At 71.9% G+C, this 15,432-nt stretch carries 11 protein-coding genes; 8 read left to right on the top strand and 3 right to left on the bottom strand.

Annotated elements, in window-relative coordinates:
• Positions 1-39 precede the first annotated feature (39 nt).
• From ABZU43_RS22295 to wrbA, 4 genes are all read left to right on the top strand, one after another.
• On the top strand, positions 40-432 hold the full coding sequence (locus ABZU43_RS22295; protein ID WP_355008398.1) for a hypothetical protein: 393 nt from the start codon (positions 40-42) through the stop codon (positions 430-432).
• Positions 433-497: 65 nt separating this feature from the next.
• On the top strand, positions 498-1,256 hold the full coding sequence (locus ABZU43_RS22290) for a HipA family kinase (protein ID WP_355008397.1): 759 nt from the start codon (positions 498-500) through the stop codon (positions 1,254-1,256).
• Positions 1,253-1,621: a DUF3037 domain-containing protein gene (locus ABZU43_RS22285; RefSeq protein WP_091404117.1), complete on the top strand. Its 369-nt coding sequence runs from the start codon at positions 1,253-1,255 to the stop codon at positions 1,619-1,621. The genes ABZU43_RS22290 and ABZU43_RS22285 overlap by 4 nt, the downstream gene beginning before the upstream one ends.
• Positions 1,622-1,914: 293 nt before the next feature.
• Complete coding sequence (wrbA, locus tag ABZU43_RS22280) at positions 1,915-2,532, top strand: NAD(P)H:quinone oxidoreductase (RefSeq protein WP_355008396.1); 618 nt, start codon at positions 1,915-1,917, stop codon at positions 2,530-2,532.
• Between the two features lie 92 nt (positions 2,533-2,624).
• Here wrbA and ABZU43_RS22275 read toward each other — a convergent pair whose 3' ends face one another.
• Positions 2,625-4,547 (bottom strand): anthranilate synthase family protein, encoded by a 1,923-nt coding sequence (locus tag ABZU43_RS22275; protein ID WP_355008395.1) that lies wholly within the window; start codon positions 4,545-4,547, stop codon positions 2,625-2,627.
• Positions 4,548-4,751: 204 nt separating this feature from the next.
• Between ABZU43_RS22275 and ABZU43_RS22270 the strand changes: the two genes are divergently transcribed.
• The 3 genes from ABZU43_RS22270 to ABZU43_RS22260 all read left to right on the top strand — a co-directional run bounded on the left by ABZU43_RS22270 (position 4,752) and on the right by ABZU43_RS22260 (position 9,217).
• Positions 4,752-6,164 (top strand): FGGY family carbohydrate kinase, encoded by a 1,413-nt coding sequence (locus tag ABZU43_RS22270; RefSeq protein ID WP_355008394.1) that lies wholly within the window; start codon positions 4,752-4,754, stop codon positions 6,162-6,164.
• 99 nt (positions 6,165-6,263) lie between these two features.
• Complete coding sequence (locus ABZU43_RS22265; protein WP_355008393.1) at positions 6,264-8,798, top strand: ATP-binding protein; 2,535 nt, start codon at positions 6,264-6,266, stop codon at positions 8,796-8,798.
• A gap of 5 nt (positions 8,799-8,803) precedes the next feature.
• Complete coding sequence (locus ABZU43_RS22260; RefSeq protein ID WP_355008432.1) at positions 8,804-9,217, top strand: roadblock/LC7 domain-containing protein; 414 nt, start codon at positions 8,804-8,806, stop codon at positions 9,215-9,217.
• A gap of 79 nt (positions 9,218-9,296) precedes the next feature.
• On the opposite strand, the gene ABZU43_RS22255 is transcribed toward ABZU43_RS22260, so the two are convergent.
• Positions 9,297-10,640: a GH1 family beta-glucosidase gene (locus ABZU43_RS22255; protein ID WP_355008392.1), complete on the bottom strand. Its 1,344-nt coding sequence runs from the start codon at positions 10,638-10,640 to the stop codon at positions 9,297-9,299.
• A gap of 849 nt (positions 10,641-11,489) precedes the next feature.
• On the opposite strand from ABZU43_RS22255, the gene ABZU43_RS22250 reads away from it, so the two are divergent.
• Positions 11,490-14,396, top strand: a complete 2,907-nt coding sequence (locus ABZU43_RS22250) for a glycoside hydrolase family 48 protein (protein ID WP_355008391.1) — start codon at positions 11,490-11,492, stop codon at positions 14,394-14,396.
• Between the two features lie 364 nt (positions 14,397-14,760).
• On the opposite strand, the gene ABZU43_RS22245 is transcribed toward ABZU43_RS22250, so the two are convergent.
• Positions 14,761-15,429, bottom strand: a complete 669-nt coding sequence (locus tag ABZU43_RS22245) for a DUF3159 domain-containing protein (RefSeq protein WP_355008431.1) — start codon at positions 15,427-15,429, stop codon at positions 14,761-14,763.
• Positions 15,430-15,432: the final 3 nt, after the last annotated feature.

Below are 15,432 nucleotides of genomic sequence, written 5' to 3'. Positions count from 1 at the left end.
GCCGGAAGTACGCGCGCCGCGCGTACGGAAGGGAATCTCATGACTGCCGCAAGCGAGCCGGCGCGGGGCGCCGGTGTGACGGCCGGGTCCCGTGGCCATCGGGGGGACGCCCGCGCGAAGACGAGCGCCGCGGCGACCTTCGCCCTGGTGTTCGGGGTGGCCGCACTGTTCAGCGTGTTGACGGCGATCCTCGCCTGGCTGGGGTTGGTGCTCGGCATCATCGGGATCATCCTGGGCATCGTCGGCCTCAAGATGGCGCGGCGACCCGGGGTCACCGGTCGTGGCGTGTCGATCGGCGGCCTGGTGCTCAGCATCCTGGCCGTGCTGATCGGGCTCGGTCTGGCCGCGGGTATCAGCACGTTCGTCAACAACGAGAACGCTGTGGACCGCCTGCAGACCCAGGTCGACAAGCTGCGCGACAAGCTCGACTGACCCGCGCGTGCCGGTCTGGGCCGGCCCGCCACCCGTCCCGGCCAGGCCACAGTAGGGTGGGCGGCGTGCTCCGCCAGGTCACCGCGATCCGTTACGTCACCCCGCTGCGCGAGGGTGGGTCGCTGCCGGGCGTGGTGGAGGCCGACGACCTGGGCACCTACGTGGCGAAGTTCCGAGGCGCCGGGCAGGGGCCCAAGGCGCTGATCGCCGAGGTGATCTGCGGTGAGCTGGCGCGCCGGCTGGGGTTACGGGTGCCGCCGCTGGTGGTCCTCGACGTCGACCCGGTGATCGGGCGGGCCGAGCCCGACCAGGAGGTGCAGGAGCTGCTGCGCAGCAGCGGCGGCGCCAACCTCGGGATGGACTTCCTGCCCGGGGCGTTGGGCTTCGACCCGTTGGCGCACCCGGTCGACCCGGCGCTGGCCTCCCGGGTGCTCTGGTTCGACGCGTACGTGGAGAACGTCGACCGGAGCTGGCGCAACCCGAACCTGCTCGTCTGGCACCGGGAGCTGTGGCTCATCGACCACGGCGCCTCGCTGTACTTCCACCACAACTGGCCGCGCGCCGAGGCCGCCGTGCACCGTGCCTACCGCGCGGAGGACCACGTGCTGGCGCCGTACGCGTCGCGGCTGGCCGAGGCCGACGCCGAACTGGCCCCCCAGGTCACCCCGGAGCTGCTTACCGAGGTGCTGGCCTTGGTGCCGGGGGAGTGGTTGACCGCCGCCGACTTCGAGACGGCCGACGCGGCGCGCGGCGCGTACCTGGATCACCTGTCCCGCCGGATCGCCCGCACGGCCGACTGGCTGCCATCGGGGAGCGGGGCATGAGGCAACCCTTCGAGTACGCGCTGATCCGGCTCGTGCCCCGCATCGAGCGCGGTGAGCAGATCAACGTCGGGGTGTTGCTCTACTGCCAGCAGCGCGACTTCCTGGCCGCGCGGACGCACCTGGACGCCGACCGGGTGCGCGCGCTGGCGCCCGACGTCGACCTGCCGGCGGTGGCCGCGGTGCTCGACTCTTGGGACCGGACCTGCTCCGGTGACGGGCCGGCGACCCGGATGCGCCTCGGCGAGCGGTTCCACTGGCTGGCCGCGCCGCGCAGCACGATGATCCAGACCGGGCCGGTGCACACCGGTCTCACCGTCGACCCGGCGGCCGAGCTGGACCGGCTGATGGCGACCCTGGTCCGCTGACCCGGAGCAGGGCGCGGGAGTGGTGATCGTCCCCTGATCGCGCTACGCCAGCGCCGTTGCCGGCGGAGCGCGATCCCCCGTTCAGGTGCCCGGTGCGGGGCGGCGGCTCGATCCCGCCGGCACCGATGGCACCAGGATCGTCGTCCGGGCGTGGCGGTGGGCCGGAACGACCGGGAAGTTGCGGAAAACTTGAGCCGGCGTACCGGTAGCCGGCGGCCCCGGTGGCTGTCGTTAGAGCGCGTCCGCAGCGGGTAGTCGCGGGAGCTGATCCGAGACGAGAAGGGGACACTCTGATGGCTGCCCAGACCAAGGTAGCGGTGATCTACTACAGCGCCACCGGCACCACCTACCAGATGGCGCAGGCCGCGTGCGAGGCCGCCGGAGAGGCGGGTGCCGAGGTGCGTCTGCGCAAGGTGCGCGAGCTGGCGCCGGACGAGGCAATCAGATCGAACGCCGGCTGGCACGCCCACAGCCTGGAAACCCAGGACGTGCCCGAGGCGATGATCGACGACCTGTCCTGGGCCGATGTGGCGATCTTCGGCGCGCCGACCCGATTCGGCATGATCGCCGCGCAGCTGAAGCAGTTCATCGACACCACCGGCCCCCTGTGGAGCCAAGGCACGCTGGTCAACAAGGTCTATGCCGGATTCACCTCGTCGGGCACCGTGCACGGCGGGCAGGAAACGACCCTGACCTCGCTGTTCAACGTCTTCTACCACTGGGGTGGAGTCGTGGTCGCCCCCGGCTACACCGACAGCAGTCAGTTCATCGCCGGCAACCCGTACGGCGCCTCGCACACCAGCAACAACGGGGAGATCCCCCCGGACGCCGTGGCGCTCGGGGCCTGCGCGCTCACCGCCCGTCGTGCGGTGCTGCTGGGGACCGCGCTGAAGGCGGGCCTGGCCGGCTGACCGAACGAACGAGGGCGACCGGTGGCACGGGCGGGGGCTCTCGGCCCGTCCGCGCCACCGGTCCATCCAGCCCTACCCCCGGGCCGGGCCGACTATGCGCCTTCGCCGATCGCGGACAGCTCGTCCGGGCGTGACGCGGGCAGCAGTTCGGTCAGCAGCTCGCTCAGCACGGCGAGCCCGTCGGGGCTGAGCACCGACTCCGCGTGGAACTGCACCCCGGCGAAGCCGCGGCCCCGCAGGGCGTGCACGGCACCGTCGTCCGGGTCGCGGGCCAGCTCCACCGGCCCGTACGCGGTGGCCAGCCGGTCGGCGTCGGAGCGGGCGGTGAACGTCGAGTAGAACCCGACCCGGCGGCTGCGGCCGAACACCGACACCTCCCGCTGCAACCCCTGGTAGGGCGCGTCCCGGCGGTGCAGCGCCAGCCCCAGCAACCCGGCCAGCACCTGATGGCCGAGGCAGACCGCGAGGGTGGGCCGGCCGGTGGTCAGCAGCCCGGTCAGCAACGTGCGCAGCGCCAGCATCTTCGGCTCTTCCGCGCTGCCCGGGTCGCCCGGCCCGGGACCGACGACCACCAGGTCGTAGTCGTCGACCGGGCCGCTCGCGTGCCAGGCGCGGGTGGTCACCGCGAGACCCAACGCGCTCAGTTGGTGGGCCAGCATTCTGGTGAAGGTGTCCTCGGCGTCCACGATCAACGCTCGGCGGCCGACCAGCCCGGGCAGTCCGGGCGCGTCCGGTGACCGCTGGTCCAGCCAGAACCGCGCCAGCGGTGCGTTGCGCGCGGCCAGCGCGTCGCGTACCGCAGGGTCGTCGTCCAGCCGCGCGACCGGCCCGCGGTCGCCGACGGACGCCGCCGGCCCGAGGCCGAGCGCGGCCAGCACCCCGGCGGCCTTGGCGTGCGTCTCGGCCACCTCGCCGGCCGCCGTCGAGTGTCGGACCAGGGTCGCGCCGACCGGCACCCGCAGTCGGCCGGTGGGGGAGATCTCGGCGGTCCGGATCAGGATCGGGGCGTCGAGAGTCTGCCGGCCGGCCTCGTCGTGGCCGAGCAGTGCCAGTACGCCCCCGTAGTAGCCCCGGCCCCGGCGCTCGTGCCGGGCGATCACCCGGCAGGCGTTCTCGATCGGGCTGCCGGTGACGGTGGGGGCGAACATCGTCTCGCGCAGCACCTCCCGCACGTCGCGGGTGCCCCGCCCGGCGAGCAGGTACTCGGTGTGCGCCAGGTGCGACATCTCCTTCAGGTGCGGTCCGATCACCTGCCCACCCTGCTCGGCGACGGCGGCCATCATCTTCAGCTCCTCGTCGAGCACCATGTACAGCTCTTCGATCTCCTTCGGGTCGGCGAGGAAACGCAGCAGCGCCGACCGGTCCGCGACGCCACCGGGGCAGCGGAAGGTACCGCTGATCGGGTTCATCATCACCAGTCCGTCGTCGACGCTGACGTGGCGCTCCGGGCTCGCGCCGACCAGCGTCCGGGTGCCGGTGTGCACCACGAACGTCCAGTACGCGCCGCGCTCGGCGATCAGCAGCCGGCGTAGCGCGGCCAGCGCGGCCCTCAGCGGTGGGCCCTGCACGGTGGCGTGCAGAGCGCGGTGGATGACGAAGTTCGCGCCCTCGCCGCGGCCGATCTCCTCGGACAGCACCCGCTGCACGGTCCGCGCGTACTCGTCGTCGCTGACGTCGAAGCCCGCGTCGGTGGTGCGCACCGGTTCGTCGGGCAGCGCGGCGAGGGCGTCGGTCAGCGTGATCCGTTGATGCTCGCGGACCCGGAGGAACTCCAGCGGGGCGGCGTCGTCGACGCAGGCGAAGCCGCGCTCGGTGATCTGCCGGTACGGCACCAGGGCCAGCGTCCGCGCCCCGGGCGGGCCCGCCGGCAGCGGAAGGTCGGTGAGCTCTTCGACGGTGTCGACCGGGCCGGCAAACAGGTCCAGGTCGTCCGCGCCCTCACGGCGCAGAAGCGCGAAGGGGCCGGGGTCGACGCCGCTGGCGACGGCGGCGAGCAGGTCGGTCAGGTGGGTCATCGGAGTCTCCGTCGGGCTGGGTGCCGCCGTCGGGCGGCCCTTGAGCCGGGAGATCCGGCGACCGCCTCAATGGCGGCCGCGTGGATGGAGCTACGCGCGGGAGATGGCCGCCGGGTCGGCGGGCCACCAAACGGTCAACTGCGCGAGCATGTGATCCACCCTACGCGCCCGTCGGCCGGCTGGCACGGGGTAACTTGACCGGCGATGAACATTCTCGCGCTCGACCTGGGCACCTCCTCGGTACGCGGGCTGGTGCTGGACGCGGACACCCAGCCGCTGCCCGGCGCTCTGGCCCGCCGCAAGGTCGACCTCGCCATCGGCGACGACGGCACCGGCACGCTGTCCGGTCGGGACTATCTGGCCAGCCTGGTCGAGTGCCTGGACGAGTTGGCCGAATCGGGGCACCTGCACGACGTCGGCCTGGTGGCGGTCTCCGCCCAGTGGCACTCGGTGCTCCCGCTGGACCGCGACGGCGCCCCCATGGGCCCGGTGGTCACCTGGCTGGACACCCGGCCCGCCCCGGTCGGGCGCACCGCCGGGCCGGCCGACCCGGACGGCTTCCACCAGCGCACCGGCTGCTGGTGGCACCGTTCGTACTGGTCGATGCGGTTGCCCTGGTTGCGTGAGCAGTCCGGCACCCCGATCGCCCGGTTCGTGGGTCTGCCCGAGTACGTGCTGGGCGAGTTGCTCGACTCGGCACCGATGTCGATCTCCCAGGCCTCCGGGACCGGTCTGCTGGATCTGCGCACCATGAGCTGGGACGAGGAGGCGCTGACGCTGGCCGAGGCGCGGCCGGCGGAGCTGCCGCCGCTGGGCGAGCTGGACTGGCACGGCCGGCTCCGGGTCGACCTGGCTCGTCGGTGGCCGCAGTTGGCGAAGGCCCGCTGGTCGCCGCCGGTGGGCGACGGTGGGGCGTCGAACGTCGGCTCGGGCTGCGTCGACCCGAGCCGGGCCGCCGTCACAGTGGGCACCTCCGCTGCGGTACGGCTGATGCAGCGGATCCCGGCGGGCGAGCCGATGCCGCGCCTGCCCGAACGGTTGTGGCGCTACCGGGTCGACCACGAGCACGTGGTGACCGGGGCCGCGTACGCCAACGGGGGCAACCTCTTCGCCTGGGCGGACCGGGAGCTGCGGTTGCCTCGGGGCGCTGAGCTGGACGCGGCGCTGGCGCTGGTGCCGACGGGCGGTGGCCGGCCGGCGAATCCCCGCTTCGGTGGCGACCGGGCGCCGGGGCTGGCCCCGGCGGGCAGTGGTGAGCTGCGCGGCCTGAGTTTCAGCACCACCTCGGTCGACATCCTGGCTGGGCTGATGCAGGGGTTGTGTGAGCTGGTCGCCGAGGATCTCGGGGTGCTGGAGTCCACAATCGACAAACCGGTCGGCGTGGTGTTGGGCGGCGGTGCGGTGGCCGCCTCGGTGTGGTGGCGGCAGGCCTTCGCGACCGCGCTCGCCCCGCGGCCGGTCTCGCATCAGCGCAACCCGGAGATCGGCGCCACCGGTGCCGCGTTGGTGGCGCTGGGGCGCTTCGGTGACGCGATCCAGCTCGCCGACATCGGCCGGACGGACGAGCTGGTTTTACCGACCACGGCAGGACGTTCCCACCCGCAGTATCCTTCCTGAACCTCGGCCTCGCCCGGGCCGTTGACAGCGGTACCGAGCCTGGTTGGATGGACTGCGCTCCCCCGACCGCGGTGGACGCGGTAGGACGGAGGAGGCAGGGTGGCGGCAGGTCCCGACCCGGCGAACGGCGCGGTGTCGAACCATCGCCGACGTCGCTTCGATGTCCGAGTCGTTCCGCATCGACGGCGGTCGCCGTTCCGGCTGCGCGACTGGCGGATGAGCACGAAGCTCGCCACGGTGCTGCTGGTGCCGTCGATGGCGTTCCTCCTGCTCGCCGGGGTGCAGACCAGCACCCTGGTGGGGCGGACGACGGCGTTGAACGACTTCTCCAGTCAGGTCGGCATCGGCCGGCAGATCACCGCGGCGGTGCACCAGCTCCAGGAGGAGCGTGACCGTTCGGCGGGGGAGCTGGGTGAGCTGCGTAAAGGTGGTGACCGGCAGGCCACGGCGAACGACCTGAAGCCGTTGCAGGCGGCCACCGACAAAGCCATCGTGGACCTCAGCCGGGCCGCCGAGCCGTTGGCCGACGCGGACGCGTCCTGGCGGGTGGCCTTCTCCGAGGCGCTGGAGGCGTACGACCAGGTGGTCGACATCCGCTCGGCGATCCCACCTGCGGTGCTCAGCACCGAGACCATCCTGGGCAACTACCACCGGGCCGTCGGGGCGTTGCTCGACCTGCTCGCCGAGCCGACGCCGGGGCAGAACCAGCCGGCGTTGAACGACTCCGTGCTGCGCTACGTCCAGTTGGCCCGGGTCAAGGAGCTCTCCTCCCGGGTGCGGGCCCAGCTCTACGCCGCCGCCCGCGCCGGTGCGTACGGCACCGAGGACCGGGTGATCCTCGCCGACCTGCGCGGTCAGCAACTCACCGCGCTCGGCGCGTTCCGGGTGGCCGCGACCAGTGAGCAGATCCGCCGCTACGACGAGACCTCGGTGTCGCCGATGTTCCTGGTCGCCACCGGGTTGGAGGAGCGCAGCCTGTCCTCCGGCGGCGCGTCGCCGCAGGTGCTGCCGTCGGAGCAGTGGTGGTCGGCCAGCCAGCAGCGTCAGGAGCTGCTGCGTCAGCTTGAGGCGGGGGTGCTCGACGACGCTGTCCGGCAGGCCGAGGAGGCCAGCGACGATCAGCTGCGAACGACCCTGCTGGTCGTCGGCGGGGTGGTCACGGTCCTGCTGGCCGCACTGCTGATCTCGTTGCTCATCGGTCGTTCGGTCGCCCGGTCGATGCGGCTGCTGCGCAGCCAGGCGTTGCGGATCGCCCAGGTCGAGTTGCCAGACGCCCTGGACCGACTGAAGACCGTCACCGGCGGGGTGCCGCGCATCGACGTCGCGCCGGCGGTGGTCCGCTCACTCGACGAGATCGGCGAGCTGGCCGAGGCGTTCGTGGCGGTGCACCGCAGCGCGGTCACCGTCGCCGTCGAGCAGGCGCTGATGCGGCGCAACGTCAACGCGATGTTCGTCAACCTGGCCCGCCGCAGCCAGGTGCTGGTGGAGCGTCAGCTCGAGCTGTTGGACGACCTGGAGCGCGAGGAGAGCGACCCGGACCAGCTGGAGAACCTGTTCAAGCTCGATCACCTGGCCGCCCGGATGCGCCGTAACGACGAGAGCCTGCTGGTGCTCGCCGGCACCGACTCCACCCGCCGGTGGAACCGGCCGGTCGGGCTCGGTGCGGTGCTGCTGGCCGCCGCCGCGGAGATCGAGCAGTACCAGCGGGTTCGGATCGAGTCGGTCGCTGACGTGCACGTGGTCGGGCACGCTGTCGGCGAGTTGGTGCACCTGTTGGCCGAGCTGCTGGAGAACGCCACGGCCTTCTCCCGTCCGGACACCGTCGTGGTGGTGACCGCCCGGGTCGAGGCGGGCGGTGCGCTGATCGAGATCGTCGACCGCGGTCTGGGTATGAGCCCGACCGCGTTGGTGCAGGCGAACGAGGTGCTGGCCAGCCCTCCGGCCGCGGACGTCGCGGCGGTGGAGCGGATGGGGCTCTTCGTGGTCAGTCACCTCGCGGCCCGGTTGAGCGTCCGTGTGCGGTTGCAGGGCGGCGAGGACGGCCTGGTCGCCCGGCTCGCCCTGCCCGCGGAGTTGCTGGCGCCGCCGGGCAGCGTGGAGCTGGACGCGCCCCCGTCGGCACGGATGCTGGCGGCGAGCGCGGCACGAGGGGTGGTTCCGCAGCCCGGGGCCGCCCGGCCGGCCGCTGCCCCGATGGTGAACGGCGCGGTGCGGGACCTGCCGGTGGCCGGCCGCCCGCCGGGCGTCGGCGTGCCGCGTCAGGGCCGCCCGGTGCCGGTACGCGCCGAGGACGTGTTGACCCCCGCCGCCGCTCGTGGTGCCGGCGGGGGCTGGTATTCGCGGCAGGGCCCGGCGCCGGTGGTGCCCGCCGCGGCGGCGCCACCGACGATCCCGGTGACCGCCGGCACCAATGAGCGGGGATTGCCGGTGCGGGTGCCCATGGCGCAGTTGAGCGCGGTCACCCGTTCGGCACAACCGAAGACGGCACCGACCCGCACCGACCCGGACCCGGAGGCGGTCGGCGGCATGCTCTCGCGGCTCTACAGCGGAGTACGGCGCGCCGAGGCTGAGGACACCACCGAGATACCCGTGCCACCGTCCGGGGGGCACGACGAAGGGGGACGACGACAGTGACGACGTTGAGCCAGGAGGCGCGTGACCTGAGCTGGCTGGTGAGCGCGTTCGCGGAGCGGGTGCCGGGTGTGGCGCACGCGGTGGTGGTCTCCTCCGACGGGCTGCTGGTGGCGATCTCCGATCACCTGCCGCGTGACAACGCGGACAAGCTCGCCGCGGTGACCTCCGGGCTGATGAGTATCACCGCGGGCGCTGCCTCGATGTTCGACGGCGATATCGTCAAGCAGACGGTGGTCGAGATGGGCCGGGGCTACTTCCTGGTGATGCAGATCCGCGACGGTTCGATTCTGGCCACGCTGGCCGCCGGTGACGCGGACATCGGCGTGGTGGGCTACGAGATGGCCCGGTTGGCCAAGCAGGCGGGGGAGATGCTCACCCCGGCCCTGCGGGCGGAGTTGCAGCAGGCGCTGCCCCGCTGAGTGAGCCGGCCGAGGCCCGGACGGTCGCGGCTCACCCGAGCCGAGCCGTCCGGGCCCGGGCGTCCGGGTGGCGGCGCGCTCAGAAGCCGCCGTCGGCGATGACCGAGCGGTACCAGGTGGCGGAGTTCTTGAGCACCCGACGCTGGGTGGCGTAGTCCACGTAGACCAGGCCCCAGCGCTGGTCGTAACCCTGGTCCCACTCGAAGTTGTCGAGCAGTGACCAGACGTGGAAGCTCTCCAGCGGCACTCCCTCGGCGATGGCCCGGTGCGCGGCGGTGAGGTGGTCGCGCAGGAACCTGATCCGCCCGGTGTCCTGGACGGTGTCGTCCGCGCCCAGGGTGTCCGGTGTGGGCAGCCCGTTCTCGGTGATGGTGAGCGGGATCGGCCCGTATTCGCGGGTGATCCGGGTCAGCAGGTCGTACATCCCCTCGGGGTAGATCTGCTGCCATTCGGCCTCGGAGGTCTCCCAGCGGTGCGTGGTGCCGCCGTCGCCGGTGACGTAGATCGGGGTGTAGTACTGCACCGCCAACAGGTCGACCGGCGCGGAGATGGTCTCCAGGTCGCCGTCGCGGATGCCCTGGGCCATCCGGCTCTGCGGGCCCAGGTCGGCCAGCAGGTCCTCCGGGTAGCTGCCCTTGAGCAGGGAGTCGAGGTAGAGGCGGTTCTCGTAGGCGTCGTAGAGGTGGGCCGCCGCGGCAGCCTGCGGGGAGTCGTCGGCGGGGTAGCAGGGGTGCAGGTTGAGCGCGGGGCCGATGCGGCTGTCGCTGCCGGTGGCGCGCAGCGCGGCGACGGCGTACCCGTGGGCGAGTTGCAGGTGGTGGGCGACCAGGTAGGCGGCGTCCGGGTCCTGCCGCCCGGGGGCGTGGTGGCCGGTGAGATAGCCGTTCTGCACCACGGTCTTGGGTTCGTTGATGGTGAGCCAGGCCGGCACCCGGTCGCCGAGGGCGCGGAAGACCACGTCGGCGTAGTCGGCGAAGCGGTGGGCGGTGTCGCGTGACTCCCAGCCGCCGGCGTCCTGGAGCGCCTGCGGGAGGTCCCAGTGGAACAGGGTGGCCATCGGGGTGATTCCGCGCTCGTGCAGGCCGTCGAGGAGGCGGCGGTAGAAGTCGAGGCCGCGTTGGTTGGGCGTGCCGGTGCCGTCGGGCTGGATCCGGGGCCAGGAGATGGAGAAGCGGTAGCTGCGCAACCCGAGGTCGCGCATGAGGTCGAGGTCCTCGGCGTAGCGGTGGTAGTGGTCGATGGCCACGTCGCCGGTGTCGCCGTTGCGGGTGCGACCTGGGACGCGGCTGAAGGTGTCCCAGACCGACTCGCCGCGCCCGTCCTCCTTGGCGGCGCCCTCGATCTGGTAGGCGGAGGTGGCCGCGCCCCAGCCGAAGTTGTCCGGGAAGCGCAGCGGGCCGGCGGGCCCGGTAGGTATCGACATGGATTCTCCTCATGGATACGGGGCCACCGCCGAAAGATTCGGGAGCGCTCCCATGATAGGGCAGACGCTGCCGGCCGGTCAGCCGGCCGTCAGAACGGCCGGCGCTGGCGGTTGGGAGGCGGGTGTGGGCCCCGAGCAGCGAACGAGGCCGTCCGGGCGGCGCGGCGCGCCTGTCCCGTCGGCCTCTTTTCCTATCGTGTACGGGGGTTTAGTGTGGGGACGGGGGAGGGCAACCCCCGTCCCCACCGTAACTGCACACACACGGGCGGAATTTGGGTCCTGCCGTGCGTGTCGCGCGGGAGCCGGGCCACGCGAGTGGCTCTGGTTCCACCTCCCTCCCTGTGGCGGGACGATGGCTGACGACGGCGTCCGGGCTGGCCCGTCGTCGGCCCTCGGTCTGGTTCCCTGGGCTCGTCAGAACGACCCCAGCGATCTTCTTGTTGGAACCTTGTCGATGGAAGCGCTCCCATCGACCGATGTTGCGACTGTAACGCCCGTCACGCCTTTGTGAAAGACCCAAAACGAGATCGAAACAAGGAGCTGATCCAGCGCTCCGTGCGCTTGTTGTGGGAGCGCTTCCATGGCACACTGTCGATTCGACGCGACAGGAGCCACATCGCGTGAGTGCGGGTCCACCGAGGGCAACCGGCAGCGCCAGCTCCGGTCACGGTCACCCGAGCGCAGCCGGCGGGACCCCCTCCCGTGCGGGTCGCGACCGCCCTACCCCCGGCCGGGCCCGGGGAAGACCACCTTCCCGGCGCCTCGACATCCCCGCGGACCACCACCACCCTCGCGGGCAGGCGCCTCGCCGGGGACCATCCCGGCCTGGTCCGAGGAGACACCGCGCACATGAGACAACTGGCAATACGCCGCCGCGTGGCGCTCGCCGCCGCCGCGCTGCTCGCCATCGGCGGGGTGACCCTGCCTGCCGGCGCCGCACAGGCCGCACCGGCCTGCGACGTGGTCTACGCGACCAACGACTGGAACACCGGCTTCACCGCGAACGTCACCATCAAGAACCTGGGTGACCCGGTGAGCAACTGGACGCTCAAGTGGACCTTCCCGACCAGCGGTCAGCGGGTCACCCAGGGCTGGTCGGCCAGATACAGCCAGACCGGCAGCGAGGTCACCGCGACCAACGAGTCGTACAACGGCAACCTTGCCACCGGGGCCTCCACCACCATCGGCTTCAACGGCGCCCACTCGGGCAGCAACCCGAAGCCCACCTCGTTCACGCTCAACGGCACCCCCTGCAACGGCACCCCGGCCAACCAGCCGCCGACGGTCTCCCTCGGCCTGCCGACCGGGCCGTTCACCGCGCCGGCCGACGTGCCGCTGACGGCCACCGCCAGCGACCCGGACGGGACGATCAGCAAGGTCGAGTTCTACCGCAACGGCCTGCTGATCAACACCGACACCTCCGCCCCGTACGCGTACACGCAGGAGGACCTGCCGGCCGGCAGCTACACCGTCCAGGCCAAGGCGTACGACAACGCCAACGGCATCGGGGTCGACGAGAAGGCGTTCACCGTCGGGGCCGCCACCGGCCCGACACTGGTCGCCACCCCGTCCGCGGTGAGCGTCGCCGAGGGTGGCAGCGCCACCTTCAACCTGAAGCTCAGCGCCGCCCCGACGGCCAACGTGCCGGTCACCCTCACCCGCACCGGTGACACCGACGTCACGGTCTCGCCGGCCACGGTCACGCTGACCCCGAGCAACTGGAACACCGGGGTCACCGTCACGGTCGCCGCGGCGGAGGACGCCGACACCGTCGGTGGCGCCGCCACCATCACCGCGTCCGCCACCGGTCTCGCCTCGCTGGCGGTCAGCGCCACCGAGATCGACAACGACACCCCCGGCGGCGACAACGCCTACACCGCGAAGTTCCTCGAGCAGTACGGCAAGATCAAGAACTCGGGCTACTTCAGCCCCGAGGGCGTGCCGTACCACTCGGTGGAGACGCTGATCGTCGAGGCGCCCGACCACGGCCACGAGACCACCTCGGAGGCGTTCAGCTTCTGGCTCTGGCTGGAGGCCTACTACGGCAAGGTCACCCAGAACTGGGCCCCGTTCAACAACGCCTGGACGGTGATGGAGAAGTACATCATCCCCACGCACGCCGACCAGCCGACCGCCGGCTCCGCGGGCACCCCGCAGTACGCCGCGGAGTACAACCTGCCCAGCCAGTACCCGTCGGCGCTGAACCCGAACGTCTCGGTCGGCCAGGACCCGCTGCGCTCGGAGTTGCAGTCCACCTACGGCACCGGCGACATCTACGGCATGCACTGGCTGATGGACGTCGACAACACCTACGGCTTCGGCCGCTGCGGTGACGGCACCACCAAGCCGGCCTACATCAACACCTTCCAGCGGGGCACCCAGGAGTCGGTGTGGGAGACCATCCCGCAGCCCTCCTGCGACACCTTCAAGCACGGCGGTCAGTACGGCTACCTCGACCTGTTCGTCAAGGACACCGGCGCCCCCGCCAAGCAGTGGAAGTACACCAACGCCCCGGACGCCGACGCCCGCGCCGTGCAGGCCGCGTACTGGGCGCTGACCTGGTCCAAGGCGCAGAACAAGCAGGCCGACGTCGCGGCCACCATCACCAAGGCCGCCAAGATGGGCGACTACCTGCGGTACGCGATGTTCGACAAGTACTTCAAGAAGATCGGCAACTGCGTCGGGGCCAGCACCTGCCCCGCCGGCAGCGGCAAGGACTCGGCGCACTACCTGCTGTCCTGGTACTACGCCTGGGGCGGCGCGTACGACGCCAGCCAGAACTGGTCCTGGCGGATCGGCTCCAGCCACAACCACTTCGGCTACCAGAACCCGTTCGCGGCCTGGGCGCTGACCAACACCCCGGAGCTCAAGCCGCAGTCGTCGACGGCGGTCGCCGACTGGACCAAGAGCTTCGAGCGGCAGCTGGAGTTCTACACCTGGTTGCAGTCCGCCGAGGGCGGCATCGCCGGTGGCGCCACGAACAGCTGGGACGGTAGCTACGCCCAGCCGCCGGCCGGGACCAGCACCTTCTACGGCATGTTCTACGACGTCGACCCGGTCTACAACGACCCGCCGTCGAACCAGTGGTTCGGTATGCAGGCCTGGTCGATGCAGCGCATCGCCGAGCTGTACCAGCAGACCGGCAACGCGAAGGCCAAGGCGCTGCTGGACAAGTGGGTGCCCTGGGCGATCGCCAACACCACCCTCGGCACCAACTGGTCGATCCCGTCGGACATGGCGTGGACCGGTCAGCCGACCACCTGGAACCCGTCCAACCCGCAGCCCAACACCGGCCTGCACGTCGAGGTCATCAGCAAGGGCCAGGACGTCGGTGTCACCGCCGCCTACGCCCGGATCCTGATCGCGTACGCGGCCAAGTCGGGCAACGTGGCGGCGAAGACCACCGCCAAGGGGCTGCTCGACGCGCTGTCGGCCGCCAGCGACGCCAAGGGTGTCTCCACCACCGAGAAGCGTGGCGACTACCGGCGCTTCGACGACGTCTACAACGCGTCCACCGGGCAGGGCCTCTACGTTCCGTCGGGTTGGACCGGGAAGATGCCGAACGGCGACGCCATCGCCGCCGGCAAGAGCTTCCTCGACATCCGGTCCTTCTACAAGAACGACCCGGACTGGCCCAAGGTGCAGGCGTACCTGAACGGTGGTCCGGAGCCCGAGTTCAACTACCACCGGTTCTGGGCACAGGCGGACGTCGCCATGGCGTACGCCGACTACGGCAGCATGTTCCCGAACGGCTGAGACGACCCGGGGTGGGTGGCGTGGACCGCCCACCCCGGGATGCGGCCCCGGTCCGGGGAACGACGGACCGGGGCCGGCGGGACGGCCTGACACCCACGGTCAGGCCGGGGTGGGCCGGCCATCTGGCCGACGCAGCGGATCGGCTGGCCCACCCCACCGCCCGGACTGGAGCCAGCCGCGAAAAAGCCCAGAAATTCGGGCCGTCGCGGGATCACACCGAGGTCTGTGACGGAGTAACGTACGTCACCGGAGAGGCCGCTCCCCCCGTGGCGGCCTCTCCACTTTTTTGCCCCGAGTCCGGCCGCTTGCCCGCCCCGAGTCCGGCCGCTTCCCGCGCCGAGTTTGGCCGCGCGGGACTGGGTCTTCAGCGAGGCGGCGCGACCGGGTGACGCAACCCCGGGTGCCCGGCCGGCAGCGAGCGCCGCAGCACCAGCCAGCTCAGCGCCAGCGCCGCGGCGACCAGCGGCCAGGTCAGCGCCACCCGGGCCACCACCAGCGCGAGCACCTGCCCACCCAGGTAGAGCGGCACGAACACGGCCAGCCGCAGCAGGTAGGTCACTGTCCACACCCAACTGGCCCGGCCGTACCCGCGCAGCAGCGCCGGGTCGCGCCGCCACCCGGCCCGCTGGCCCAGCACCGCGCCGACCAGCACACCGAGCAGTGGCCACCGCACCACGATGCTGACCGTCCACGCCAGAGCGCTCGCGGCGTTCGACAGCACCTGGATCAGAAAGAAGTTCTCGGCCCGGCCGGTGCGCACCGCGATCAACGCCGCGACGCAGACGGCCAGCAGCCCGATCAGCACCGAGCGCGGCCGGTCACCCCGGCGTAGCCGTACGCCGGCCACCACCGCGCCCACGGCCAGCGCCGCGCCGACCCCGCCCCACAACGACTCGCCGCCCAGCAGCCAGCCCACCGCGAAGGCCAGCGGCGGCACTGTGGCGTCGACGGCCCCGCGTCGCCCGCCCAGCAGATCCGTCAGCGACTCGGCCCGCGCCGGCCCACCCGGGCCGGTGTCGCCGCCCGTCGGCACCGG

Source organism: Micromonospora sp. NPDC005205, assembly GCF_040608275.1.
Taxonomy (GTDB): domain Bacteria; phylum Actinomycetota; class Actinomycetes; order Mycobacteriales; family Micromonosporaceae; genus Micromonospora.
Note: the sequence above shows the minus strand (reverse complement) of the source record. Positions and strands in the feature narration are given on the sequence as shown.

What these genes read in the sequence shown, in the direction of transcription:
- ABZU43_RS22270 (WP_355008394.1), top strand. Translation starts at nt 4,752, where the DNA reads ATGAACATTCTCGCGCTCGACCTGGGCACCTCCTCGGTACGCGGGCTG.
- wrbA (WP_355008396.1), top strand. Translation starts at nt 1,915, where the DNA reads ATGGCTGCCCAGACCAAGGTAGCGGTGATCTACTACAGCGCCACCGGC.
- ABZU43_RS22295 (WP_355008398.1), top strand. Translation starts at nt 40, where the DNA reads ATGACTGCCGCAAGCGAGCCGGCGCGGGGCGCCGGTGTGACGGCCGGG.
- ABZU43_RS22250 (WP_355008391.1), top strand. Translation starts at nt 11,490, where the DNA reads ATGAGACAACTGGCAATACGCCGCCGCGTGGCGCTCGCCGCCGCCGCG.
- ABZU43_RS22255 (WP_355008392.1), bottom strand. Translation starts at nt 10,640, where the DNA reads ATGTCGATACCTACCGGGCCCGCCGGCCCGCTGCGCTTCCCGGACAAC.
- ABZU43_RS22275 (WP_355008395.1), bottom strand. Translation starts at nt 4,547, where the DNA reads ATGACCCACCTGACCGACCTGCTCGCCGCCGTCGCCAGCGGCGTCGAC.
- ABZU43_RS22285 (WP_091404117.1), top strand. Translation starts at nt 1,253, where the DNA reads ATGAGGCAACCCTTCGAGTACGCGCTGATCCGGCTCGTGCCCCGCATC.